Origin of the sequence: Streptomyces sp. NPDC092370, assembly GCF_044755265.1 — a bacterium.
In the GTDB taxonomy this organism is placed as follows: Bacteria; Actinomycetota; Actinomycetes; order Streptomycetales; family Streptomycetaceae; genus Streptomyces.
Map to the genome: position 1 here is coordinate 1 of NZ_JBIVQO010000016.1, position 24929 is coordinate 24929.

Here is a 24929-nt window from a genome sequence, read left to right on the forward strand (position 1 = left end):
GCACTCATGAGTGCCCCGCTCATGGCCGGCAACGACATCCGCACCATGTCCGCCGACGTGAGCGCCATCCTGCGCAACCCGCGCCTGCTCGCGGTGAATCAGGACCCGCTGGGCGCGGGTGGTCGCAGGGTGCGCGACGACGGCGGCACCGAGGTGTTCGCCAAGCCCCTGTCCGACGGCTCGGTCGCGGTGGGCCTGTTCAACCGGGGAGGCGGCACGACGACGATCACCACCAGCGCCGCGCAAGTCGGCCTGACCGGCGGGCCGTTCACCCTCACCGACCTGTGGTCCGGCGGCACGTCGAGCACGTCCGGGCAGATCTCGGCGAGCGTCCCCGCGCACGGCGTGGCCGTGTTCCGGGTGAGCGGCGGCAGCCCGCTGGCGGCCACCACCTCGCGGTTGCGCGGCAACGCGTCCGGCCGCTGTGTGGACGTGGACAGAGCCTCCACCGCGGCCGGGGCCACGGCTTTGATCTGGGACTGCCACACGGCCGCCAACCAGCTGTGGACCACCTGGGCCGGTGGCGAGATCCGCGTCTTCGGCGACAAGTGCCTCGACGCATACGAGCGGGGCACCGCCAACGGAACCCGGGTCATCACCTGGCCCTGCAACGGTCAGGACAACCAGAGGTGGACCGTCGGCTCCGACGGGTCGATCCGCAACGCCCGCGCCGGGCTGTGCCTCGACGTCAACGGGGCCGGGACCGCCAACGGAACCCCGCTGGTCCTGTGGACCTGCAACGGTCAAGCCGGCCAGAAGTGGAACCGCACGTGAGGGACGCCGCCCACCGGCCACGGCGCCACCGGCAGGGCACTGCGGGAGCCCGGCGCGGAGCCACCATCCCGCCACCCCCGTAAGGGAATCGGACGAGGACCACCTGACCGGCAAGACGCTCGGAGCCTTCCGGCCGCGAGAGTGACGCGGCGGGCGGAGACGCCGGTGCCCTGGTTGCCCGCATCCGGGCAACCAGGGCGAGCGCCGGTGGGTCAGGATTCCTTGACAGCCGTACCGGTGACCGAGTCTGCGGACTTCGTGACCTCGTACCTCAGTTTGGCGCCACTGTGGAAGTGGAAAGTCAGCGTCGCCGGTTCGCCGTCACGCAGTGACGTGAGTGTTTCCGTGGTCAGGACGATCGTGCCGTTCGCGTAGTCCGGTGAGAACGCCTTGTTGAACTCCTGGTACGGAGTCCAGCTGGTCGGACCGGCGTTGGTGCCGTCGGCGTACGTGGCCTCCATCGTCGCCAGCAGGTCACCCTGGTACTTCGTGGGAATGGTGAACTTCTCGGCCGTGCCCGTGGCGTTCGACAGCACCGGAGTGTCGTACGTGACGACGTCGATCTGCCAGGGCAGCCCCTTGGAGAACCGGGCCTCGAGCGTGGCGCTGACGCCGTGGTCGCGATCGCCGGCCAGTCTGGTCAGGGCCGGTGCCGTAAGGGTGAGCCGGTCCTCGAAGACGGTGTAGTCCCGGCCCTCGGCCAGCTTGGCGCCGCCGTGCCACAACCCCCGGAATGTGGTGCCGTTCCGGTTCATTGTGAGCGACTTGGCCGTGATCCTGCTCGACTTCGCCACGAAGACCTTGTCGAAGGAGGTGGTTCCCGAGCGTGTGGTCCAGCTCGACCTGATCCAGGCGAACAGGGCCGGGTCCGTCCACCTCAGGGTCGCGCGGTCCAGGTAGGCCCACGCGCCGGGGTCCCACAGGGCGGTGGTGACACCGGCGACGCGCGCCAGGTGTCCCACGTGCTCGTAGTACTTCAGTGCCTCGCCCCGCTCGATGCGGGAGGGGTGGTTGTGGTCGGGCCAGCCGAGCAGGCCGTACTCGCCGACGTAGACGGGGATGCCCTTGGCGACGAAGGTGTCGTGCATGCGGGAGAAGGCGTCGTCCGCGTCGTTGCGGGCGGCCTCGTCGTACCGGGTGCCGCCGGCGATGTTCACGCTGAACGGGTACCAGCTGTAGTAGTGCACGGTGGCGACCAGGTTGCTGTCACGCAGCGCCCTGATCGTGGTGTACAGGTCGTCCATGAGGTCCTGGGAGGGGGTGCCGCCTTGCGTGGTCAGCACAAGCAGGCGGCTCTTGTTCCCGCCGCCCGAAGTGCGGACGATCTTGTGGAACGAGGTGTTGAGCTCGTTCATGAGCGCGGTCTTCTGCGCGGCCGTGGCGTCTGCGAAGCCCGGTTCGTTGACGCTTTCGAAGAGCAGGGTGCGCGGCTCGCTCCGGAACGCCGCGGAGATCTGGGTCCACAGGGCGTTGTAGCGGGCCAGCACCTTGTCGTGGTCGGTGGAGATCTTCTCGATCCACTGCCATGAGTCGTGGTGGACGTTGAGCACGACGTAGAGGTTCTCGGCGAGAGCCCAGTCGACCACCTCCTTGACCCGCTTCACGTACGCGGCGTCGATGCTGTAGGGCGCGGTGGTGGACTGGTGCGCGCTCCAGGTCACCGGGATGCGGACACTGCGGAAGCCCTGAGCCCTGATGGTTTTGAACAGCTCCCTGGTGGCTTTCGGGTTGCCCCAGGACGTCTCGTCCGGAATCGCGTCCAGGGTGTTGCCCAGGTTCCAGCTGGGCTGCATCGCGGAGACGGCGTCCATGGCGCGGGCCGGGACTGCGACCGTGGAGGCTGCCGGCTGTGCTGGGCCGTCGGGCGCGGCGATCGCGGTGCTGCCGGCCAGCCCCAGGACGACGAGCATCGCCATCAGCAGGCCGGCCAGGCGTCCGGGGCCGCGGCTGCGGTGGTGTGCGGTTCTCCGTATGTCCGTCATGCGTCATGCCTTTCGGTCGGTGGTACGGATGATCCGGTCCGGGCCGGGCGCCGCCACCGGCCACGCCTGCCGCCGCAGGGCCCTCGTGCGGACTTGGGGCGCTGCGTGTCATGCCGTTCTCGGGATCCGGGCCGGACGACCGAACCGGTCGATGGGGAGGAGCCGGCCGGCCCTCGTCGCCACCTGGTGGGCGTCCTGGGTCCCCGTGAGTAGGCGGAGAGCCTGGTTCAGCGGTCGAGGGGCTGGTAGTCGAACCAGTCGAAGTGGACGGTGCCTTCCACGGCGTACATGCCGATGACCCGGCCCGTGAAGCCGCCGGCGACCTCGGTCGACAGGTAACGGCCGTCGAGGTTCGCGAGTTCGATGAACGTGCCGTCGGGCTGCTCGACGCCGAGGGAGACGACGTCGGGACCCGTGCACGGCCCGTGCGGAGAGGGCGGTTCCGTGATCGCGACGGCGAGGACGACCGGCCCGGCGGGTACGGAGCGTGCGGCCACGACCGTGCGCAGGGAGCCGACGCGCGCGACCACCCGGACCCGCGTGCCGGACACCTCGATCGCGTAGTGGTGCCGCTCGTCGAGCCGCACCGCCAGACCACCGCTTCCCTCCGCGGTGTCCACCAAAGTGCGCGCCCGGCACGACAGATGCTGCTGGCGCCGGCCGGTGAACACCACGTCGGGCTCGTCCAGGGAGCCGCCCCGCGCGCGGAGCGTCAGCCATCCGGGGCGCTCCTTGACGGTGCAGTGCTCGGCCGGCCGGTCACGCAGGGAGATCCAGGACGGTCGCAGCTCGGCGAGCTCGAAATCGTCCCGGCGGTCCTCGACGGGGCGGGGCGAGAGCGGCCACGGGAGTTCGGGCAGGTCCAGGGCGACCTCGCCGACGACCGGCCAGCCATCCACCCAGGTCACGGGTGCCAGGAAGGTCTCCCGGCCGAGCACGTGCCAGCCCGGGGTGCCGCCGCCCGGCCGGACGCCGAGCAGCACCATCCACCAGGAGTCGTCGGGGCCCTGGACCAGGTCGGCGTGCCCGGTGTTCTGGACCAGGTGGTCGGTGCCGCGGTGAGTGAGGATCGGGTTGGCCGGGCACGGCTCGAACGGGCCGGCGGGCGTACGGCCCCTGGCGATCGAGACACCGTGGCCGCGTTCGGTGCCGCCCTCGGCGATGAGCAGATACCAGTAGTCGCCGACCCGGTACAGGTGCGGCGCCTCCGGAGCCTTGGCGCCCGGCCCGCCGGACCAGAGCCTGTGCGGTGTTCCGTGCGTCCGCCCGGTGGACGGGTCGATACGGACCTGTGAGACCCCGGCGACCGTGCACCAGCAGGTGCCGTCCTCGTCCCAGGCCAGGTCCGGATCGATGCCGGGGACACCGGGCGCCCAGACGGGGTCCGACCACGGCCCCGCGGGGTCGGTGGCCGTGACGATAAAATTGCCGCCGCCCTCGCTGCAGTTGGTGACGATCAGCCAGAAGCGGCCGTCGTGGTGGCGCAGGGTGGGGGCGTAGATCCCCCCGGAGGACGGCATGGAGGCGGGCAGACGCAGTTGCTCCGGCCGGTCCAACACGTTGCCGATCTGCGTCCAGTGCACCAGGTCACGACTGTGGAAGAGGGGCACCCCGGGGAAGTACTCGAAACTGGAGCAGGCCAGGTAGTAGTCGTCGCCGACGCGGCAGACGCTGGGGTCGGGATGGAAGCCGGGGAGCACGGGGTTGGTGGAGCGTCCGTCCGGCTGGCGCAGAGGGGGCACCCGATGGGTCCTCTCGTCGGTTCGTGATGCGGGCGTGGAGTGGTTCGGGGAGCGCCGGCGCCGTGGGGGTGACGCGGAGCAGGACGGCGGACGGCGCGGTGGGCAGGGACAGGCTCAGTCGGCCGTGCCGGGCATCCAGGCGGGGGCGGCCCGACCGGCCGAGAGGCAGACCACGTCGACACGGGCGGCGGTGTCCCGCGGATGGGGCAGGTGAAGCGTCGCCGTGGCGTCGGTCCGGGGGCGGCGCCAGGCGGTGAGGTAGGTGGTGGCGGAAGTGCGCGGGGCCAGGGCGATCCAGGGGTCGTCCCAGGCAGGCAGATCCAGAGGGCCAGGACGGCACGGCTCGCGGCGGGCCGGCGTGGACGGCCTTGGACACCGCTACGGCCTCGCGCACCTAGGCGCGAGCCTCCGGGCCGAGTTCGGGAACGCGGCCGGAGAGATGGATCCGGCCGAGGAGTGCGTTGGCCATGGTGAAGGCCACCTCGTCCAGGGAGTCCTCCGGCTGCGGGTACGCGCAGACGGCACCCTGCTCGGGTGTGACGGCGGTGGGCGCGGACACCGCGATGGACGCGTAGAGGTGGAGGTTCTGCTGGTCGCTGGTGGACTGCAACTGCATCCGCGACCACAGGGCGTGATTCCAGCGCATGTCGCCGGAGGAGCAGTTCTCCGGGACCAGGTGCGGGTGCCGGTCGAGGACGCCTTCCAGCCAGTCGAGGTGTGCCCGGTTGTGGCCGAGCAGGCCGGCGCCCGGGGTCTCGCCGGGATGGCCGCTGCCAGTGGAAGGTCGCTTGTTCCTTGCTCATGTCGGCCCATCCGAGGCGGCCCTCCTGTGACGGCTGTCGAAGCGCTTCACCATCAGTCGCAAAGTAGCGGACTGTTTCTGTGCAATACAAGGGTCCCGACCCCAACGACTCGTTCTGTGCTGGTGTTTGGCAGACCAGAGGCACAGATGCCGAATCGAAGCGCTTCGACGGGTGGGCGCGATGAGGGACTGCGGTGCCTGATGCACTGGCCGACGCAGGCACGCAGGCACGCAGGCACGCAGGCACGCAGGCACGCAGGCACGCAGGCACGTAGGCACGCAGGCCGCCGTCGCAGGCGTGGTAAGGCGTCGTTTCATTTGGTGAGGCGGCGGTGGCAGACCGCTACACCGGCGCCTACCTCGACCCAACCGGCCTGTACAAGATGGGCCACCGCTACTACGACCCGTCCTTCGGCCGCTTCACCCAGCCGGACCCGTCGGGGCAGGAGACCAACCCCTACCTCTACGCCAAAGGCGATCCCGTAAACAACAGTGATGCCAGTGGGCTGTGGAGTTGGTCGGCCGGCCTTGACGCATGCTTCGGGTGTGCCTGGGCGGCGGGTACTCCAAGGACGATTCCGGTAACAGCGGTGGCTACGTGAAGATTGGTGTGGGACTTCCGGGCATTGGCGGAGGCTTCGAAGGATCCACGGGAGGCGCAGACGCCGGGCCGTCCGCTTACGGGGGCTGTGCTGCCGGTTTGGGCGCCGTCGGTGGTCAAATCGGGGGTCAAGATGGGTCTCCGACAGCCAGCGCCAGTGGAGGGCTCGGAACCTATGCCTCAACCCCGACGTGCAGTGGGGGACTCCAAATTCAATTTTGACCGAAACAACGACTCGTAGTCAGGTAACCGAAGCCTGAGCCCGCCCCCAGTCCCTTGGGCGGGCTCAGGCCCCCACATTTCAACACCAGGAGTTTGGGTGCGTATCTTCCTCTCGGCGTTCGGCATCCTCGCAGGCCTTGGACTCATCATCTACAGCAAGAAATTCGCGCGCGCCGCCACAAGCCAGCGCAACGTTTTCGGCAGGGCGAACGCAGCCGCTGGGGAGTCCACCGTGCGGACTGGTCCGCTGATCGTAGGAGTATTCCTGATCATCATTGGAGTCCTCGCAGCCACCAGAGTGGTTGGGGTCGGACAGGCCGCCATACGTACAGACAACGATACGGTGATCTTGACATGGCCGCCGCAACTATTGGCCACGAGGGCTGTTGAAGCAGCTCAGCTGCCACGGGAAGCCCCGCCGCCTTCGGGCGGCGGGGCTGCTGCGGGGTTCTGGCCTGGAGAGCCCGTCTGGGTAATCAGGGCGGGACCCCCTGGTGACTGCCGCAACTCGGGGCGGAACTGGCGGCCGGGACGCAGGCCGGGCACGAAGGCGTCCAGGACGACGCGGCGGAAGCGCTGGCGCTGCGCGGGGGTGAGGTGCTGGAGGTCGGCGGTGAAGGGGGAGGGTCTCAAGGCACGGTGGTCTCCTCCGGGCAGCACGACGAAGCCCTCGACGGGTGCCGGGGGCTGATGTAGGCGGTGCTGGCTTCGTTCACTTCAACGGCAGCGTTTTCCATCGGTTCGGGAGGCAGTTGGCGATCAGCGATTGCGCGATTGTTCACGAGAACTGACGCCACCGCATGGGACGGCCCGCCGCCAGTGAGGGCCTTGTTCCCGTATGGCTAGAGCCAGTGGTGTGCAGCGCGGTCCGTGCCTCGGTCGGATTGAGGACAGTATCTGACCTAGCTGCCACGTACTTTCGTCTGGGCCGGCCAACGCGGCTCGACCACCGCTCAGCGCGGTGCCCGTCTCAACAGGCAGCAGGCAAGGAGTGACGTGACAATTCTGGTTACTGGTGCGACGGGAACTCTGGGGCGCCACGTGGTCGAGCGACTTCGGCAGGCCGGACAGACGGTTCGCGCGCTCACGCGCACCCCGGCCGAGGCGACCAGCCTGCCCGCCGATGTCGAAGTGGTGGGCGGCGACCTTACGAAGCCGCAGACAATGGCCGCGGCTCTCGATGGAGTCTCCGCCGTGCACCTGCTCGGAACCACCGGGCACGACCACGCCCCGTTGCAGACGGGGCCGCAGATCATGGGGATGGCCGCCGAGGCGGGCGTGGAGCGGCTGACGGTCCTGTCGCCCGGTGAAGAAGGAGAGCTGGGCGAAGCCGTCCGTGACAGCGGCATGGAGTGGACGTTCATCTGGCCGATCGACCTCATGTCGAACGCACTGGGATGGGCTGAGGCCATCCGGCGTACGGCGGAGGTTCGCGAGCCGTACGCGAACCGCAGGACTGCTTCGGCCGACGAGGCAGACGTCGCCGCCGTTGCCGCGACCGTGCTGGTAAGGGGCGGCTATGCGGGAAGGAGCCTCATTGTGTCGGGCCCCGAAGCCCTCATGCCGGCCGACAAGGTGTCCGCCATCGCGGCGGCGACCGGCCGTGAGATCCGTTTCACCGAGCTGACCGATGATCAGGCACGTCGGCACTGGCGGGCTGAGGGGTGGCCCGAGGAAGGCATCAAGTTCATGCTGCACATGTGGGCGACCGTGCCTGAGACGGTGGCCAGGGTGACCTCAACGGTCGAGGAAGTTGTCGGCCGCCCGCCGCGGACCTTCGCACAATGGGCCGCCGCACACGCCGACGCCTTCCGCGCCTGATACGCGGGAACGGGCCGCCACATTCCTCACTCGCCGTGTCCCGGGTGACGTTCGCCATCGAAGGCCGCGTGCAGCTGGACCTTCGACATCTGCGGCATGACCAGGACTTTCCCTAGGAGCTTCCCGATGCTCCCGTGGCAAGCACCCCAGTGCCGTCAAAACTCGTGAACATCACCCGACGGTGGATGTGGCCGCCTCCCAAACCCGTGAGCAACTGACTTCACAACCCGTGAACAAAGCCACGGTGCTCGTTGGTAGTGCGCATTCCTTGGTGCGCGGTGGTGCTTGTTGGTATCGCCCGGGTCGTGATGTGAGGGCTGCCGGAGAGCGATGACATTCGCATCCGGCCCGAGGCCGCTTCCCGCCTGGCGGCCACCTGAGAAGAAAGTTCGGCCGCTGCTCCCACCTGGCGGGAAGTCCCGCTGATCGGCCTTCTTGCAGGTCAGAGCCGTGTGGCGTGGTCTGCATCACAGTGGATATCAGGGTCATCCGGGCCGGTCAGATGTACCGCTGCTACCTGCGCCAGACCGTCGTCGGCGACGGCCGCCGCCCATCGAGCACGCCGCTGCGCGAGGCCCAGGAGCAAGCCGGCGTCCCGGTCGGACGCTGGATGGGCCGCAGCCTGGCCGTGCTTGGTCTGTCGGCGGGCGAGGAAGTCACCGAGAGCCAGCTGCGGACCCTGTACGGCGAGCGGGGCCGGCACCCGTACGCGGACCGGATTGAGGCTGACCGGCTCACCGCGGGCGACTCCCCGAAGAAGGCGTTCAAGGCCGGCGCCCTCGGTCGCCAGGTGACGGTCACCGGTGTCGACCTCGTCTTCCGGCCGCAGCCGACGATCTACCTGTTGTGGGCGCTGGGGGATGAGGAGACCCGGTGGGTGATCGAGGCCGCGCACGAGCGGGACACCAGCCAGGCGCACCTGACCGATGACAAGGGCGTGATCCTGCTCGCCTCCTTCGCCGCGTCCGTGCTGGCCGCCGTGGTGCTGGGGCGCCGCAGCCGTCACTACGGCCGCCTCACCCAGCAGCACACCGACTAACCCGAGGACCCAGCATGGACGCAGGCCTGATCGCCCCGGCCGTCATCGTCGCGGCCCTGGTCGTCCGCACTGCTATCGCTAAGCTTCGCAGCCCTGGCACCGCCCGCAGGGCCTGGGCCTTCGCCCGCGATACGGCGGCGCTGGCCGCGGGTGCCGCCGTGGTCATCGTGGCCGTCCTGGTCGGGGGCAGCTGGGCGGCGGTGGCCTTGGGGACTGCTGGCCGGCGCCCTGACCGGGCACCTCACGCACCAGGCACGGCAGACCATCAGCGACCACCTCGGCCAGCGGTTCACCCTCAGCACGCAGCAGCTCAGCGATCTCGGCAGCAAGTGCGGGGAACGCATCCGCCAGTCGTGGGTACCGCCCGTCTGTCACCACGGCACCGTACATGTGGCGGGTCCTGGGAAGCACCAGACGCTGAATGCAAGCTGAGCGAGGTGGCGACACGCATCGCTGGCCGACCGTAGGTTCCGGTCGCTTGATCATCGGCCGGCAAAGCCGGGAGCCCTCGTCTTCACAGCGGTTGTGACCTGCGGCTATTGTTTCGCCGCTGTCGTGCGGACGAACGTGAAGCCGTCCATTCGCCTTGGGGGAGGGGATCGGCAGCCATCCATTCACTATGGGGGCACATTGAACCTGCGTATGCGCCGCAGATCCGCGGCGCTCACCACTGCCGCCGCGCTCGCGGCGGGCCTCATCGCCGCGCTTCCCGGGCCGGCCGCCGCCGTTCCCGGCAACTGGCCGGCCACCGACGGCAAGCTGCTCTACACGGACGTCGGCGGTCAGATGGCGTTCGTCCGTCCCGACGGGTCATCGTGGGCCCAGTTCCACCCGACCGGAGACCAGGGTGCGTGGTCCGCCGACGGCAGCCAGGTCGCTTTCGTGAACCACTACGACGACCACATCCGCACGGCATGGGCCGACTCCGAGGACGCCGGCGTCGACATCGCCATGCCGTCGGGCAGTGGCTGGCATCCTGCCGATCCGACCTTCTGGTACGGCGGTGGTGACATCGTCTTCACGGCCGGCGGCCGGCTGCGGCTGACCGCGGCCGACGGCACCCGCACACCGAAGGCCCTGTTCGGCACCGATGTCGACGGCTGCGACTCCGAGCCCAGCGGCGCGGTGAACGGCATGCTGGCCTTCGTACGTACGGGCACGAGCTGCGGGACCGCGGGCGCCCCTGCCGTCTGGGTCTACAACGGCCGCTCCGGGGCGTTCACCAAGCTGGCCGACAACGCGAAGGACCCGAGCATCTCCCCGGACGGCCGGTCGGTGGCCTTCACACGGTCAGTCGACGGGCACAGGCAGCTCTTCAAGGTCAACACCGACGGCACCGGGCTCACCCAGCTCACCACGGACGCCGTGGACCACAATCGGCCCGCCTGGTCGCCGCAGGGCAACCGAATCGCGTACGACGTTTTCGTCTCCGGCGACCTCGACGTCCCCAGCGGACCCCAGGTGTGGATCCACGACCTCGGCACGGGCACGGGCACGCAGGTGCCCCAGGGCACCGGCACCGACGTGGCCTGGCAGCCGCTCAGGAACAACGCGATCTCCCGGGTCTACGGCTCCGACACCTACGACACCAACATCGCGTCGTCCAAGTGGACCTGGAACACGGTCGGCGCCGGCGCAACCGGCCTGCCGAGCGCGAACGCGGCCGTGCTCATCAGCAAGTCCGACGCGGCCTACGCCACCACCGCGACATCGCTGGCCGGCAAGAAGCGGGGGCCGGTGCTGATGACCTCCGGGACGGGCCTGGACTCCTCGGTGCAGACGGAGCTCAAGCGCATGTTGCCCAAGGGCAGGACGGTGTACCTGGTCGGCGGCACCAAGGTCCTCAGCAGCGCGGTGGCGTCCAAGGTGACCTCGCTCGGGTATGTGGCCAAGCGGCTGTCCGACGTCTCGCGCTACTCGACCTCGGTGGCCGTGGCCAAGGCCATCACCAGCACGCCGAAGTACGTCTTCCTCGCCACCGGCACCGACTACCACAACGCCCTCGCGGCGAGTTCCGCTGCCGGTTCCATGGGCTCCGCCGGTACCGCGACCGTCCTGCTGACCGACGGTTCGACCATGACCGCGTCGGTCTACGGGTACCTCAACAAGTACAGTCCCGGCACGACGAAGATCATCACGGTGGGGACCGACGCCGAGTCGGCGCTGACCAAGGCGTACAGGGCCGGGAAGATGCCGAACTGGCCCGGCTCGTACAGCTACTACCGGGTCGCCGGCTCCACGCCGCAGTCGAACGCCATGCGGCTCGCTGACATGTGGTGGTCGCTGCCGTCGAACGCCGCCGTGGCCTCCGCGGGGAGCTGGCGGGGCGGTGTCTCCGCGTCCTCGGCGATGACCACCCACGGCCCGCTGCTGTGGACCGACGTCACCTCGCTGCCGTACGACACCAAGCGGTACCTGATGCGAATGTCGTCGAGCATGTACCACGTGGCCGTCTTCGGCGGCTCGGGATCGGTCGACGCCTCCGTCATCCCCAAGATCGGGGCGGCGATCGGCGTGGGCACCCACTACGTCTACACGCCGTACTACAAGGGCGTGGCGCCGCAGACCACGACCGCGCAGCCGCTGTCCGTCGACACCGGGCCCGCGCCGAGCCCGGATCTCGCGTCACTGCGAGTGGCGGCCACGAAGTAGCCCTCGCGGACTTCAGGGCCCCGACCGGTCAGCCGGTCGGGGCCTCCGTCGCGGCCGCTCGGACGATGCTGCCGGCGCACCGGACCGACTGGGAGGCCGACTTCGCGGATCATCTACATGGCGGGCTCATTCGCGGGCGGGCAACAAACGGCGTCGGCGACGGGTAGGACGACGCTCGCGGCATCCCCACAGGAGCACCCCCGCGTCCGCAGGGGTGTTCTGGTGGGCCGAGCGACAGCAAAGACCCTGGCCCAGATCCTGCTGCACAAGCCCGAGAGCGCCCACCCCGGCGACCGTCCCGCCCTCCACCGCGCGATCCGGGACGCGTTCGAGGCTCTGGAAGAGCAAGTGGCGGCCGGATATGTGGCCGGGTGCGGGGTCGCCACGTGGGTGGCCTCGAGGAAGAGGCGTTCACGGTGGGGGAGCTGCTCGCCCTGGCCGCCGAAGCCGCCGGCGGACAGCACCACCTGGTCGCGGTCCAGATGCCCATCAGCCCTGGTGATGATGATGCCGATAGCGCCTGGACTGCAAGATTCCTCAGCTGTAGCACGCTCGCTGCGTCATCCCGGCTCGTGGGGTGGATCGAGGGATGCTGGTGACATCATGCGAATGTTCTGTGTCCTGGTCGTCCTGGTGGGCGCGAACCTGCTCAACAATTGGCTCGCGCCCGGCGTCTACGTACCCACCTGTGTGGTCGCGGCTGCCGCGCTGCTGCTGATCGCCCGGTGGGACGGTCTCACTCGCGCCGATCTCGGGCTCGATACGGTTGCCTTGTACCGGGGGCTGTGGTGGGCATCGGTCCTGGTGGGCGCGGTTCTTGCCGTCTTCTTGGTCGGGCTTGCTCTGCCGGCCACCGGGGAGGCATTCGAAGACGAGCGTGCCGCGGGCCTGACCCTTGGGCAGCTGCTGTGGCGGGTGCTGATCCGGGTGCCGGTCGGCACCGTGCTGCTGGAGGAGGTCGCCTTCCGCGGTGTCGTGTGGGCCATGGTGCGGCGTCGGCGTGGTACTACGTGGGCCACGGCCGTGTCGTCGTTGCTGTTCGGGCTCTGGCATGTGCTTCCCTCGCGCGGGCTGAGCCGGGCCAACGCGGCCGCAGCGGTCCTGGGCACGGGGCCGGCAGGCAGCGCGCTGTCGGTCGCGGCCGCCGTTGTCGCCACGACCGCAGCCGGGGTCGTCCTATGTGAGCTGCGGCGCCGGTCCGGAAGTCTGCTGCCGCCCGCGGCGCTGCACTGGGCCGTCAACGGCTTCGGCTACGTGCTGGCCTGGGCCGTACCTCGATGGAGGGGCGAGGACTGAAGCCGCAGTGCAGGATCAGGTTCGGAACCACTACCGACCCAAAGACCGTCAGCGGCGTCTGCCGCTACGGCTGGCCGGGCCGGGAAGACTGGCCCGTCATCGGCCCGGCCACCGTCTAGAAGGAGCGCGCCGCTGCACTGCCCCAACCGGGACCACGGCGTGGGCGCGGGGTCAGGCGGGCCTCTTCTTACGGCGGCGCCCGGCGCGGGCGAGAGCGTCGAGAAGTTCCTCGCGGCTCATCCTCGACCGGCCGGAAACATCATGGGCGGTCCCGTCGGCGGTGCCGGTGCCGTTGACGTCCAGGCACTTGCCGGCGATGCCGGAGGACACGCATGCGGGGGCGGGGGCGGGCTTCCGCAGCCACCCGGCGCCGTCCGCGGCCTGAACGCCGCGGTTGTTGGTCTGATCGGTACGGCACCGCCCGGCGCGGCCAGGAAACCCCCGAACGTACCGATGTCCCAGCGGCTCGATCGCCCCGAATCGAGGCGTGACGTCGCCGGCCGCCTCTCCGTCGGCTACACCGCCGTGAAAGTCCACAGCAGGTTGGTGCTGTTGCCGTAGGTCCACTGCTTGGTGGTGGAGCCGGAGGAGACGTCGCCGCCGCCGTCGAGGACCAGACCGGTGGTGCGGTTGGCGATCGTGTAGCGGTCGCCGCCCCGATGGGTGATGGTCCACTGCTGGTTGGGGCCGCCGTTCCAGGCGGCCTGCCGGGCGGCGGAGCCGTTCTCGGTGTGGCCCCAGCCGTCGGCGACCATGCCGCTGGTGCGGTTGACCAGCCTGTAGTAGCCGCCGCCGACAGCCTCCGCATGCCACTGCAGGTTCGAACTGCCGTCCCAGCTCCACTGCTTGAGGTGGGAGCCGGAGTCGACGTTGCCACCACTGTCCAGGGCGAGACCGTTGGTGGCGTTGCTGATGCGGAAGTACGTCGCCGGGTTGAACTGGACCCTCAGCGAGGTGACCCGGTCGTTGTTGCCGGTGACCCTGAGGTCGGGGTTGTCGGCGGTGAAGGTCCAGGCGGTGCCGGTGAAGTTGTCGCCGGAGTAGCCGATCACCTGATAGCCGGGTGCCGGCCGGACGGAGGAGAGGGTGCGCGGGCCCGGGCCGGCGGCGGACAGGTCGGCCGCGGTGTAGTCGCCGACGGTGAGGACGGCGGAGCCGCCGGTGTAGTCGACGTCCGTGAAGGCGACGGCGCCGGCGAGCGGCCGCAGACCGGGGATGGTGCCGGAGAAGTCGAGCCTCAGGACGTAGGCGTGCGCGGCGTACGGCGCGGAGGAAGGGAGGGTGATCGTGAGGCCGGAGTCGTTCTGGGCCGGCTTGGGCAGGTCGAGGTAGGTGCCGGCGGTGGTGCCGAGGAGCTTCACCGAGGTCAGGGACGAGAGGTTGATCCGGTCCGAGCCGAGGGTTTTGACCGTCAGCGAGCTGCCTGGCCAGCCCAGGACGGTGGCGTACAGGACGTTGTTCGCCTTGTTGCGGGTGAAGCGGATGTCCTGCGCGGTGCCGGCCGTCGGTTTGGTGAACGAACCGCCGCCCATCTTGGTCGGACCCTCGCCGTACGCCGTCCAGGCGCGGGTCGAATACACCGACTCGCCGAAGCGCTTCAGGTGGTCGCCGATGCCGAGCAGGATGTCCTTCTGCGCCCGGGGAATGGTGCCGTCGGCCATCGGGGCTATGTTCAGCAGCATGTTGCCGTTCTTGCTGACCCGGTCGATGAAGGAGTGCAGCATCTGCTGAACGCTGTAGTAGCCGATGCCCTGCGTGTAGCACCAACTGCTGCTGGAGATGCTGTCGTCCGTCAGCCAGTAGGGGCTGGTGAGGTCGGCCGGACCACCACGTTCGTAGTCGAAGACCTCGCCCTTGCCGTTCATGCCGTCCTTGTACGTGGCGACGACCTCACGGCCCCAGCCGTCGGCCTGGTTGTAGTAGTAGGCCAGGAAGTTCAGGCGCTGCTTCTCGTCGACGGCGTCCAGGTTGAAGTCCTGCCACAGGATGTCGGGCCGGGCGCGGTCGATGACCTCCTTGAGCTTGTCGAACCAGAGTTGGTTCGCGGTGGCCGGGCCCAGCTGGCCGTAGAGCTTCTTGAGACTGTTGTCCGTCTGGGCCGGGGCATGTTCGTAGAAGCCGGTGAAGTTGTACGCGTGGTGCATGGCCACCAGCAGCTTCAGGCCCTTGGCGCGGATGGCCGTGGAGAACAGCCCCAGCAGGTCGAGGCCCGGGCCCTTCTGCACCGAGTTCCACTCGTTGACGTGGCTGTCCCACAGGGAGAAGCCGTCGTGGTGCTCGGCGACCGGTCCGGCGAATGCGGCGCCGGCGTCGGCGAACAGTTGCGCCCACTCGTCCGGGTCGAACTTCCCGCCGGCCGACTTCAACTTGGGTGCGAACCGCACGGTGTTGCCCGACACGTCCTGCGCTCCATTGATGAAGTTGTGGTACGGCCACGCTGCGGGCCGGCCGTAGGTCGCGACGTGATGCCGGTTCGCGTTGCTCCCGGCCTGGTACATGTTGCGCGGGTACCACTCGTTGTCATAGGCGGGGACGCTGAAGGCACCCCAGTGGAAGTAGATCCCGAACTTCGCGTCCTGGAACCACTCCGGAGCCGGTGGGTGCTGGTCCAGTGAGTTCCAGTCGGGCGTGTACGTGCGGGGCGCCGCCGCAGCGGTACCGGCACCGGAGACGTCTGCGACAACGGCTGCCGTGACCACGCAGGTTGCGGAGGCCAGCAACTGGCGCCTGTTGAGCGAGTGCGACATGAACACATCCCTGATGCGGAAGGGGACAGGGGGACGGTGCAGGGCCACGCTTGAAGGTCGGCCATGGCGCCTTGGGTTGTCAACCACGGTGCAGGGATGAAAGCGCCACGTGGCTGGGATTTTTGAGCCACTTGATTCCCTTTTTATGCGTATTGCGCCCCATCAGACATACGATGTATGACTGTCTCTTCGGGGCCGGATCCCACAGTTGCGGGCATCGGCAGGAAGCCGGGAAGGCCTCCTGGTCCGCGTCGGCGCCGGACGACGCCCTGCCGGCCGCGCGGACCCGGCAGGAGCGTGCCGGTGTCGAGCGGCTTCGGCTCGGGACTGCTCTGCGCTGACCGGACTGCTCTGCGCTGACCGGCCCGTCGAGGGAATGAGCACGGCCACCAGGGCGCCCCGCCGGTCCTGGTCGCCCGTGCTCGGACGATCGCCGAGGTCCGCGAGGCGCACGGGACCGCTCTGCGCGCCACCGCGATCGCCTGCCGGCAGACGCATCCCAGTATCATCGGCGTCACCCTCGGCATGCGGACTGCGGAACAGGTCGGACCAACGTGGATCTCCATGATCAGCAAGTCCTGGGCGGCCTCTGGGCGATCTTGACACCCGGGGGCTGAGCAGGTCGGCTGTGTTCGTGGAGCAGGGGAGGGATGAGCGGTGTCTCTGACGGACAAGGCCATCGACGAGATCCGTGAGCTGATCCGGACCGGCGCCCTGCCCCCGGGCTCGAAGCTCCCACCGGAGCCGGATCTGGCCGCGCAGCTGGGCCTGTCCCGCAACCTCGCCAGGGAAGCGGTCAAAGCGCTGGCCGTCGCGCGGGTACTGGAGGTCCGGCGGGGCGACGGCACGTATGTGACCAGCCTCCAGCCGAGCCTGTTGCTGGAGGGGCTCGGCGGTGCGGTGGAGCTGCTCCAGGGGGACTCGGTCGCCCTGCGGGACCTGATGGAGGTGCGGCGACTCCTCGAACCGCTCGCCACGGCCCTCGCCGCCACCCGGATCTCGAACTCCCAATTGGCTGAAGTGAAGCGGCACTTGGAGGCCATGCGCGAGGCCCGGGACGATGTCGAACGGCTCAACGCCCACGACGCCGCCTTCCACCGTGCGGTCGTCGCCGCCACGGGTAACGAGACTCTCCTCACCCTCCTGGAGGGCATCTCCGGCCGGACCCTGCGTGCTCGCATCTGGCGTGGTCTGGTGGACGACAAGGCCGCGGGCCGTACTCTCGCGGAGCACGAAGCGATCTTCAACGCGCTGTCCGCCCGTGACGTCGCCCTCAGCCAGGCCGCCGCGCTGCTCCATGTGAGCAACACCGAGCAGTGGCTGAGGGAACACCTGCGCTCCACCGAGCCCGTCCGGCTCGGCACGACAGCGGGGGAGTAGCGGGCGGGCGCCGACCGGCAGCCCGGAGCCGCCGGGCTACGGGGACTGGCGGGCGGGCGCTGACCGGTACGGCGCCAGGCAGCCCAGACGCCGTGCGCACAGGGCGCGAGAGCGACCGCCTCGCATCGAAACCCGCCGGATGCGGCGGACGTCCTCGTCGAGCGGGACCACCTGGGCGACGCCCCGCCGTCCTGTCCCCGAGGCCCCTCGGTCGTGCGGCCTGCCGTGGCCGGTTGAGCGCCGGGTCCCGCGGCGGGATGCTGGAGGCAGCGCCCGTGACGGGTGACGCGGCGCCGTGCCGGGGCGCGGCAGGAACGAGGTCGGGATATTCCATGAACCATGAGCCCGACACGACCATAGGAGCAAGGGGAGTAGACGCACCCGACGACTTCGCGGTCGTCATCGACGCCCGCGGACTCGTCACGATGTGGAGCGCCGGAGCCGGGCGACTGCTCGGCTACCAGCGCGAGGAGGTGGTGGGTCGGCAGGTCGCCGGCCTGCTCGCCGCGAGGCTGCCCGTCTCGATGCGGCGCCACCTGGCCGCTTGGGAGCCATGGACGAGCGACGTGGCGCTGCGGAACCGCCACGGAGACCGTGTCACCGTGCAGCTCCGAGGCACCCCGCTGGTGGACCCGTACGGGGGTCCCCACTGGATCGTCACCCGAGCGGCGATGACGTACGCCTCCGCGCCGATCGATGCGGGGACGGCGGAGCTGTGGGACCTCACGCTCGCGCAGCTCCCGTTGCCCGTGGCCGTCTATGACAGTGAGGCACGGTTCGTCACGTGCAACCAGGTGATGAGCCAAGCCATGGGGCTGACACCGGAGGAGATGAGGGGCCGGACGTTGTGGGAGATCTATCCCACCCCACCCATGGACGAGATCGACCGGCTTCAGCATCACGTCGTGCGCACGGGCGAGATGATCTTCCGCGAGAATCAGCCGTTCCGGGCCTCGGGCGAGGTCCGCGATCACGCCTGGTCGCTCTTCCTCTCCCCGCTCAAGGACCCGGCGGGCGCGGTGTCGGGGATGTCGGCGCTGGTGATCGACATCACCGAGCAGTACTGGGCCAGGCGCCGCCTCGCCGTGCTGAACGACGCCAGCGTGCGCATCGGCAGCACGCTCGATGTGACCCGGACAGCAGAGGAACTGGCCGAGGTGGCGGTGACCGGGTTCGCCGACTTCGCCTCCGTCGACCTGCTGGAGTCGGTCGTCCAGGGACACGAGCCGCAACCCGTACCCCCCGCAACGCCGGTCGTCTGCCGCCGTACCGCGAAACGGTCGGTGCTCCAGGGATGTCCGGAATCAGTCGTGCCGACAGGTGACACCGACGTCTACCCTCCCGGCTCCCCACCGGCGCAGGCATTGATCACCGGTCGGGGCAGCCACTACAGCGTGGGCGACCCGCCGCTGCGCGCATGGTCGACGGCTTCCCCGGCCCGCGCCGAGAGCATAAGGCGTTTCAAGATCCATTCGGTGATGATGGTGCCACTGAGGGCCCGGGGGATCACCCTCGGCGTGATGCAGCTCCTGAGGCACCGCACGGCGGATCCCTTCGTCCAGGACGATTTGACGCTCGCCGAGGAGATCGCCGCCCGGGCGGCCGTCAGCATCGACAACGCCCGTCGCTACACCCGTGAGCACCGGACCGCGCTCACCCTCCAGCGCAGCCTGCTGCCCGAGCGACTGCCGGGCGCGGAGGCAGTGGATCTCGCCTACCGGTACCTCCCCGCCGGTTCGGGCGACGAGATCGGTGGTGACTGGTTCGACGTGATCGCCCTGTCCGGGGGACGGGTCGCGCTGGTGGTCGGCGACGTGGTGGGCCACGGCGTGCACGCCTCGGCCACCATGGGCCGCCTGCGCACCGCGGTACGCACCCTCGCCGACGCAGATTTCGCCCCGGACGAGCTGCTCACCCGGTTGGACGACCTGGTCATCCGCCTCGACCGTGAGGAAGGCCCGGAGACGCGGGGGCAGGCGGAGGAGGCGTCGGGAGAGGTCGGGGCCACCTGCCTCTACGCCGTCTACGATCCTGTCACCGGCTGCTGCGACCTGGCACGGGCAGGGCACCCGCCGCCGGTCCTGGTCTCCTCCGACGGCACCGCGCGTGTGCTGGACCTGCCCGCCGGGCCACCGCTCGGTCTGGGGGGACTGCCCTTCGAGGCCGCCCGGATCGACGTGGGCGAGGGCAGTCTGCTGGCCCTCTACACCGACGGCCTGATCCAGGTCCCCGACCGCGACATCGACATCGGTCTCGACCTGCTGAGTCAAGCGCTCCGCCGCCCGTCCGCCGATCTGGAGGACACCTGCGACGAAATCCTGCACACGCTCCTGCCCGACCCTCCTGCCGACGACATCGTCCTGCTCTTGGCCCGCACCTCCACGCTCGGTGCCGACCAGGTCCGCACCTGGCAGCTGCCCATGGATCCCGCGGCCGTCGCCGGGGCCCGCAAGATGGCGGCCGAGCAGCTGGACAGCTGGGGGCTTGCCGAGCTCGAGTTCGCCACCGAGCTGATCGTCAGCGAGTTGGTCACCAACGCCATCCGGTACGGCAACGGCCCCGTCGCGTTGCGCCTCATCCGCGCCGACGCACTCGTCTGCGAAGTCTCCGACGGCAGCAGCACCGCCCCGCACCTGCGAAGGGCCCGGGTCTTCGACGAGGGCGGGCGCGGACTGCTGCTCGTGGCCCAGGTCGCCGAGCGCTGGGGCAGTCGCCAGACCTCCGGCGGAAAGACGATCTGGGCCGAACAGTCCCTGCCGGACGAGCCCGAGCGCGACGGCCGGCCCCGCGCGAGCGGCTGACGCCCGCCGTGGTGGTGCGCCGCATGTGGGCACCAGCGATACGGGCGCTCGCCCCCAGCGCGTCGGACAGGTGCAGCGCCTGGCCGTGGAGACGCACGGAGCCGCGGTAGCGTGCCTGTGCCTGAGGGACGACGTGCACAGCGGGCAGCACCCGGCGCTTCCAGGCCCGTCGGGGGAAGGTGCGCAGGGGCGCCAAATCCGCGGTCACCGTGAGGCCCCAGGCCAACTGCTCGATCATGCCACGCAGTTCGCGCTCGGTCGCCACGGCGGACGGGGAGCGGAAACCTGCGGGCTCCGCAGCGGGGCTGTCGCCGACCGCCGAGCACGAAACCTCCGGCAGCGAATGCGGGCCGAAGCGTTCGATGACAGGGGGAGCCTCCGGCGGGTACGCGGCAGCCCAACCGTGCATGCAAGAGCTGCCGTTCAGCGGGCGTACGAGCTCGTGGTGGAGCCAGAAGCCGGTGCCGGTGTCCGGGTCGGATGGGGGCCGGCATGCGCACGACCGCCTCGCCACCGAGGCACTCTCCTCCCGGCCGCACCGCTTCACCACCCACCGCGACGCCGACGACCCATCACCCTGCAACGGAACGCCGCCCCGGCGACACCTACTGGCACACCGTCCGTAAGAGTGCCGAGGCCGCGGCGGCCCGTGCCGTCGGCACGGGCCGCCGGAGATGCAGCAGGGAGGAGCGACCTGCGCCCGCGGTGACGTTGCGGGCCGAGGGATGAGGATTGACGCGGTGCCGCTCGGGCTGCGGGCTGCGTGCAAGAATGGCGCCCGTGACCGGATCGTCGTCGCCGCCTGTCGCCGAGAGCACGCCCGGCCGTGTCGGTCTGGGCCCTCGTGCCGCCGCAATGCTGGTGTTCGGATCCTCGGCAGCGGTTCTGGTCGTCGAGATCGTCGCCTTGCGGCTGCTCGCCCCCTACCTCGGCCTGACCCTCGAAACCAGCACCATGGTGATCGGCATCGCACTCACCGCCATCGCCTTCGGCTCATGGCTGGGCGGGCACATCGCGGACCAGGTCGATCCACGTCGGCTCATCGGTCCGTCGCTCGGAATCTCCGGAGCGGTGGTGGCGCTGACCCCCTCCCTGTTGCGCAGCACTGCGGAGTGGGCACCCGCGGTGCTCTTGGTCATCGCGTCGCTGACCATCCTGGTGCCGGGCGCGCTGCTCTCCGCGGTGACCCCGTTCGTGACGAAGCTGCGTCTCACCAACCTGGCAGAGACCGGTTCGGTAGTCGGCCGGCTTTCAGGGATCGGCACCGTCGGCGCCATCGTCGGCACGGTCCTCACCGGCTTCGTCCTCGTGTCGAGGTTGCCGGTCAGCGGGATACTGCTCGGCCTCGGGGCACTGCTGGTGGCCGGCTCGGCGTGGGTCGAGTGGCGAACCCGCGGGTGGCGCGGCGCCCCCGCCCTGACACTCGTGGTCGTGGCAGGTGGTCTCGGCGTCACGGCGGCGCCCGGGGGCTGCGACGTGGAGACCAAGTACCACTGCGCACGGGTCGTCGCGGACCCCGGTGGGGGCGACGGCCGCACGCTCGTACTCGACGGTCTGCGGCACTCGTACGTCGACGTCGACGACCCGACCCAGCTGAAGTTCGAGTACGTGCGCGCCATCGCGTCGGTGGTCGACGCCGCCTTCCCGCAAGGTGAACCACTCGTCGCCCACCACTTGGGCGGCGGCGGACTCACCCTTCCCCGCTACCTCGCGGCCACGCGGCCCACAACGCACAGCCTCGTCTCCGAGATCGACGCCGGGGTCGTGGGCATCAACCGCGAGCAGCTGGGGCTGCGATCGCAAGCGGGTATCGACGTACGCGTCGAGGACGGCAGGCTGGGCCTGCGGCGGCTGGAGACCGGCAGTCGTGACCTGATCGTCGGGGACGCCTTCGGGGGCGTCAGCGTCCCGTGGCACCTCACCACAGCGGAAGCGATGGCTGATGTACGGCGTGTGCTCAACGAGGAGGGTCTGTACGTTGCCAACCTCATCGATCACGGTGGTATGGACTTCGCGCGCGCCGAAGTAGCCACCCTCGGTGAGACCTTCGAGCATGTCGCCCTCCTCGGCGAACCCGCCGACACAGGCCGGGGCCCGGCTGCCGACGCCGTCGGCGGCAACCTGGTGGTGCTCGCGTCCGACCAGCCGGTCGACCTGCGCGCCATCCAAAGAGCGCTCGACGCCCGGCGAACCGGTTGGAGGGTCACCACCGGGCAGGACCTCACCTCCTGGACCGGTGATGCCCAACTCCTCACCGACGATCACGCACCCGTGGACCAGCTCTTGCAGCCCTACAGTCCGCAGAGCAGCCGGTGACACGGATGCTTTCTGGTGACGGGACGGGACTCCCGCCGTCCCGGAGCGCACATCCCAGGAGGTCCGTGGTCCAGGTGTCGTGCGACGCGATGCGGCCCGGGGCCCGCTCCTCGAGAGGAGCGGGCCCCGGGCCGGGCGATGTGGCTGTGGCAGTGCGTCAGGATCTGGACATCAGACCCGGGTGAGGCGGACCGCCACGGTTTCGCTGACCGTCACCGGCAGGTCGTAGTCCGGGTCCGTCGCCGTCGCGCGGCCCTCGACCTCGACGTCCCCCTTCTGGAAGGGGACCGAGCCGGTGGGTACGGCCGTACCGGTCCAGTCGACCGGGGCGCCCGGGGTGCAGGACACCGACGTGGAGAAGGAACCGCGAATGAGGTCCCGCTTCTTCACCTGCGTGACATGCCCCGCCACGGTCACCTGCACCGGCTTGTTGCAGCTCACCGTTCCGTGGAGGGTGGCCTTGCCGTTGAGGGAACTCGCGGTGCCGGCCAGGGCGATGTCGAGGCCCAGGCCGAGTTCGGCCGGCGGGGCCGGGTTCTCGATGTGGACCTCACCGCGCGCGGCCGGGGTGCCTCCCTCGCAGTGCTGCACGAAGCTGGCGTCGAGCTTCTTCACGTAGCCCTGAGGGCCGAATTCCACCGCGGAGACGGTGAAGGTGCCGGTGAGTCGGTTGCAGCCGCGGCCGTTGCCGCTGAGCGACAGGCCCGGTTCGGTCCCGTCGTTGAACGGGTAGCGGGTTGCTCCGGTGTAGGTCCCGGGCGTCAGGGTCTTCCCGGACGGCGCCGCGAGGTTCAGGGTCCACCAGTCACCGTTCGCTCCGTCGACGGAGACGGTGACCACCCTGTTGTCGGTGTTGCCGGAGACGTTCATGCGGTCCTGGGACGCCGTCGCGTAGGCGTAGGACTGGCCGCCGCTGATGTAGTCGTGCTCGTCACCGCTGAAGCTGAAGGCGCCTTCGGTGACCGGCAGAGCGTGTGCTTCGGTCCCGGAGAGCAGGCCCGTGGTGCCGGTGGCCATGGCCAGCGCCAGCGCGAGGGTGGCGGTGGCACGGGCCAGGGCGCGTCTGGGCAGGCTGAGATTCATGGATGTTTCCCCCTGGTGTGATGACGTGAGTCCCGTCCGCCGACGTGATGGTTCCGCGTGAGTGTTCGCACGCTTGTCCGTGTGATCCCGTCGGCGAGGCGAGTCTGCCAACCCAAGAGATGTGCGACAACTGTGTTTCAGGTGTGGTGAGTTGATGTTTCAGCCAACACCTGATGTCAGGGTCGTACATCGGGCAGGAGTGGTGTCGTGCCTCAGGCCGCCGTGCAACCGGGAAAAGGGCCGGTGGACCCGCTGAAGGGCAGGCCGCCGACGGGACAGCCGACGGCCGTCGGGCGGGGGGCGGCTCGTGCCGTCCACGCCGAGCACCGTCTCGCTGCGAAGCGTTGTGGCTGCTTGAGAGAGAGTGGGGCCGGTGAGAGTGACGTTCCGCTCGGTGCGGACCTTGAGACACCAAGGGCGGCGCACCGCCTCGGTGTCGGATGGTTCATCAGTCGGGCGACGACGAGCAACGCTCGCTTCTCCGGCGATCACGACCATCGGCGTTCCGGCGTTGTCTGCCGGGCGGCTGCTCCCGCGTGAGACCCCTTCATCTCCGAGAATGCGGTTCCGTGGGCCATGGGTAGTGCACGTCGGTGAGCTGTTCGGAGAGCGCCCACAGCTCATGGGCCGTGGTGGAGTCGTGAATGGCGCGTTCCCGGCCGCGGAGGGCGGGCTCGCCGCGGAGCTGGGACGCGCAGTCCCCGCTTGGAGGTCAGTCCCAGGCGTTGAAGAGCAGGCCTCCCAGGGTGGTGAGTCCATAGAGGCGGATCTGGCGCCATTCGTCCTGGGTGAGCACCGAGGTGTCGACGCCGGCCAGAGGCGCGGTGAGCTGCGCGCGATCGAGCAGGATGAACCCGAGATCAGTGAAGATGTGGGCCCAGGGTGGCGGGTCGCGAAACTCTTCGGTGTACCACTCCCGGCGTTCCGCCGCGAAGGCGATCCAGGGGTGGTGGGCGTGACAGAGGACGACGTACCCGCCTGTGCCCGTGGTGATCGTCGCGGTGTGGAACGTACGAGGGAAGGCCTGCTCCTCTATCTCAGCCACACGGCCTTCGGCGACCCTCGCGGCCGCGTACAGGGCTGCCCTGAACGTCCGCTGGTCGACTTCTGGCAGGGGCCCGTCCTTCGGTACGAAGAATCCTGTGGCGCCTCGCGGAAGCGTGAACGCTGCGTTCTGGTCTGTGGCCATGCGGCTCATTGTCCCCACGAACGGTGGGGGCGTCTGACTTGGTCGTGTCGACAGCGGCTTGCTCGTAGGCAGGCGTGCAGCAAGTCCAGCGGTTCTACGAGGGGTGTGTGCGGCGGGACCGGAACGTGGTGGCGTCGGCAGACCGGTCGCAGGCGCGAGGCTGGTTGGTGACCTGCGCAGTGCCCCTGGCGGAACCAGGTGGTCGACGCTTGCGGTCGTCGCTGCGACGTCGGGCGACGGCCAGGTCGGTAAGGCCGCGAATGCCGAGGTTGGGTGCGTTCCGGCGGGACCGTTTCGCATTCCGGCCGAATCAAGGATGCGCACCGCACGGTCAGACGAACAGCGCACCGCACGGTCAGACGAACAGCGCACCGCACGGTCAGACGAACAGCGCGCCGCCCCCCCGGACGAGGAGTATTTTCACTGCGGACGGCGCCAGATGGGGCCGGGTGCTGTGAGCGGCCGAGACGTGGTCGGATGGG

17 protein-coding genes are annotated in these 24929 nt (G+C 69.6%); 9 read left to right on the forward strand and 8 right to left on the reverse strand.

The annotated features are described in order from the left end of the window. Positions 1-774 (forward strand): RICIN domain-containing protein (locus tag ACIQHQ_RS33720; protein ID WP_402619497.1); only part of this gene is annotated, 774 nt, incomplete at its 5' end. Positions 775-986: 212 nt separating this feature from the next. Here ACIQHQ_RS33720 and ACIQHQ_RS33725 read toward each other — a convergent pair. The 3 genes from ACIQHQ_RS33725 to ACIQHQ_RS33735 all read right to left on the reverse strand — a co-directional run bounded on the left by ACIQHQ_RS33725 (position 987) and on the right by ACIQHQ_RS33735 (position 5144). Next, the gene (locus ACIQHQ_RS33725) at positions 987-2756 is read right to left on the reverse strand and encodes a cellulase family glycosylhydrolase (protein ID WP_402619499.1); all 1770 of its coding nucleotides are present in this window, start codon (positions 2754-2756) and stop codon (positions 987-989) included. 227 nt (positions 2757-2983) lie between these two features. After that, on the reverse strand, positions 2984-4498 hold the full coding sequence (locus ACIQHQ_RS33730; RefSeq protein ID WP_402619502.1) for a glycoside hydrolase family 43 protein: 1515 nt from the start codon (positions 4496-4498) through the stop codon (positions 2984-2986). Between the two features lie 394 nt (positions 4499-4892). After that, complete coding sequence (locus ACIQHQ_RS33735) at positions 4893-5144, reverse strand: hypothetical protein (RefSeq protein ID WP_402619505.1); 252 nt, start codon at positions 5142-5144, stop codon at positions 4893-4895. A gap of 488 nt (positions 5145-5632) precedes the next feature. Here ACIQHQ_RS33735 and ACIQHQ_RS33740 point away from each other — a divergent pair, with 488 nt between their 5' ends. Then, the gene (locus ACIQHQ_RS33740) at positions 5633-5902 is read left to right on the forward strand and encodes an RHS repeat-associated core domain-containing protein (RefSeq protein ID WP_402619507.1); all 270 of its coding nucleotides are present in this window, start codon (positions 5633-5635) and stop codon (positions 5900-5902) included. 617 nt (positions 5903-6519) lie between these two features. Here the strand turns inward: ACIQHQ_RS33740 and ACIQHQ_RS33745 are convergent. After that, positions 6520-6756 carry a hypothetical protein gene (locus tag ACIQHQ_RS33745; protein ID WP_402619510.1) on the reverse strand — a complete coding sequence of 79 codons (237 nt, stop codon included), beginning with the start codon at positions 6754-6756 and terminating at the stop codon, positions 6520-6522. Between the two features lie 363 nt (positions 6757-7119). Here ACIQHQ_RS33745 and ACIQHQ_RS33750 point away from each other — a divergent pair, with 363 nt between their 5' ends. The 4 genes from ACIQHQ_RS33750 to ACIQHQ_RS33765 all read left to right on the forward strand — a co-directional run bounded on the left by ACIQHQ_RS33750 (position 7120) and on the right by ACIQHQ_RS33765 (position 12931). Further along, entirely contained in the window at positions 7120-7944 is an 825-nt protein-coding gene (locus ACIQHQ_RS33750; protein WP_402619512.1) for an NAD(P)H-binding protein, read from the forward strand. A 472-nt stretch (positions 7945-8416) separates the two neighbouring features. Further along, positions 8417-8983: a relaxase domain-containing protein gene (locus ACIQHQ_RS33755; RefSeq protein WP_402619515.1), complete on the forward strand. Its 567-nt coding sequence runs from the start codon at positions 8417-8419 to the stop codon at positions 8981-8983. 642 nt (positions 8984-9625) lie between these two features. Then, positions 9626-11635, forward strand: a complete 2010-nt coding sequence (locus ACIQHQ_RS33760) for a cell wall-binding repeat-containing protein (RefSeq protein ID WP_402619517.1) — start codon at positions 9626-9628, stop codon at positions 11633-11635. Positions 11636-12238: 603 nt separating this feature from the next. Next, a complete protein-coding gene (locus tag ACIQHQ_RS33765) occupies positions 12239-12931 on the forward strand; it encodes a lysostaphin resistance A-like protein (protein ID WP_402619520.1) in 693 nt (230 codons plus the stop codon). A gap of 171 nt (positions 12932-13102) precedes the next feature. Here the strand turns inward: ACIQHQ_RS33765 and ACIQHQ_RS33770 are convergent, their stop codons facing one another. Beyond that, positions 13103-13261, reverse strand: coding sequence for a hypothetical protein (locus tag ACIQHQ_RS33770; RefSeq protein WP_402619522.1), 159 nt, complete (start codon positions 13259-13261; stop codon positions 13103-13105). 185 nt (positions 13262-13446) lie between these two features. Continuing rightward, positions 13447-15678, reverse strand: a complete 2232-nt coding sequence (locus ACIQHQ_RS33775) for an alpha-L-fucosidase (RefSeq protein ID WP_402619525.1) — start codon at positions 15676-15678, stop codon at positions 13447-13449. A 657-nt stretch (positions 15679-16335) separates the two neighbouring features. Between ACIQHQ_RS33775 and ACIQHQ_RS33780 the strand changes: the two genes are divergently transcribed. The 3 genes from ACIQHQ_RS33780 to ACIQHQ_RS33790 all read left to right on the forward strand — a co-directional run bounded on the left by ACIQHQ_RS33780 (position 16336) and on the right by ACIQHQ_RS33790 (position 22175). Next, the gene (locus tag ACIQHQ_RS33780; protein WP_402619529.1) at positions 16336-17058 is read left to right on the forward strand and encodes a FadR/GntR family transcriptional regulator; all 723 of its coding nucleotides are present in this window, start codon (positions 16336-16338) and stop codon (positions 17056-17058) included. A 332-nt stretch (positions 17059-17390) separates the two neighbouring features. Then, on the forward strand, positions 17391-19859 hold the full coding sequence (locus ACIQHQ_RS33785) for a SpoIIE family protein phosphatase (RefSeq protein WP_402619532.1): 2469 nt from the start codon (positions 17391-17393) through the stop codon (positions 19857-19859). A gap of 780 nt (positions 19860-20639) precedes the next feature. Then, positions 20640-22175 carry a fused MFS/spermidine synthase gene (locus tag ACIQHQ_RS33790; RefSeq protein WP_402619535.1) on the forward strand — a complete coding sequence of 512 codons (1536 nt, stop codon included), beginning with the start codon at positions 20640-20642 and terminating at the stop codon, positions 22173-22175. A gap of 171 nt (positions 22176-22346) precedes the next feature. On the opposite strand, the gene ACIQHQ_RS33795 is transcribed toward ACIQHQ_RS33790, so the two are convergent. Then, positions 22347-23258 carry a hypothetical protein gene (locus ACIQHQ_RS33795; protein ID WP_402619537.1) on the reverse strand — a complete coding sequence of 304 codons (912 nt, stop codon included), beginning with the start codon at positions 23256-23258 and terminating at the stop codon, positions 22347-22349. 712 nt (positions 23259-23970) lie between these two features. Further along, positions 23971-24447 carry a hypothetical protein gene (locus tag ACIQHQ_RS33800; protein ID WP_402619540.1) on the reverse strand — a complete coding sequence of 159 codons (477 nt, stop codon included), beginning with the start codon at positions 24445-24447 and terminating at the stop codon, positions 23971-23973. Between the last annotated feature and the right edge of the window lie 482 nt (positions 24448-24929).

Coding starts and splice junctions, on each gene's coding strand:
- ACIQHQ_RS33725 (WP_402619499.1), bottom strand. CDS start 2,756: ATGACGGACATACGGAGAACCGCACACCACCGCAGCCGCGGCCCCGGA.
- ACIQHQ_RS33735 (WP_402619505.1), bottom strand. CDS start 5,144: ATGCGCTGGAATCACGCCCTGTGGTCGCGGATGCAGTTGCAGTCCACC.
- ACIQHQ_RS33760 (WP_402619517.1), top strand. CDS start 9,626: ATGCGCCGCAGATCCGCGGCGCTCACCACTGCCGCCGCGCTCGCGGCG.
- ACIQHQ_RS33765 (WP_402619520.1), top strand. CDS start 12,239: ATGCGAATGTTCTGTGTCCTGGTCGTCCTGGTGGGCGCGAACCTGCTC.
- ACIQHQ_RS33775 (WP_402619525.1), bottom strand. CDS start 15,678: ATGTCGCACTCGCTCAACAGGCGCCAGTTGCTGGCCTCCGCAACCTGC.
- ACIQHQ_RS33785 (WP_402619532.1), top strand. CDS start 17,391: ATGAACCATGAGCCCGACACGACCATAGGAGCAAGGGGAGTAGACGCA.
- ACIQHQ_RS33795 (WP_402619537.1), bottom strand. CDS start 23,258: ATGAATCTCAGCCTGCCCAGACGCGCCCTGGCCCGTGCCACCGCCACC.
- ACIQHQ_RS33800 (WP_402619540.1), bottom strand. CDS start 24,447: ATGGCCACAGACCAGAACGCAGCGTTCACGCTTCCGCGAGGCGCCACA.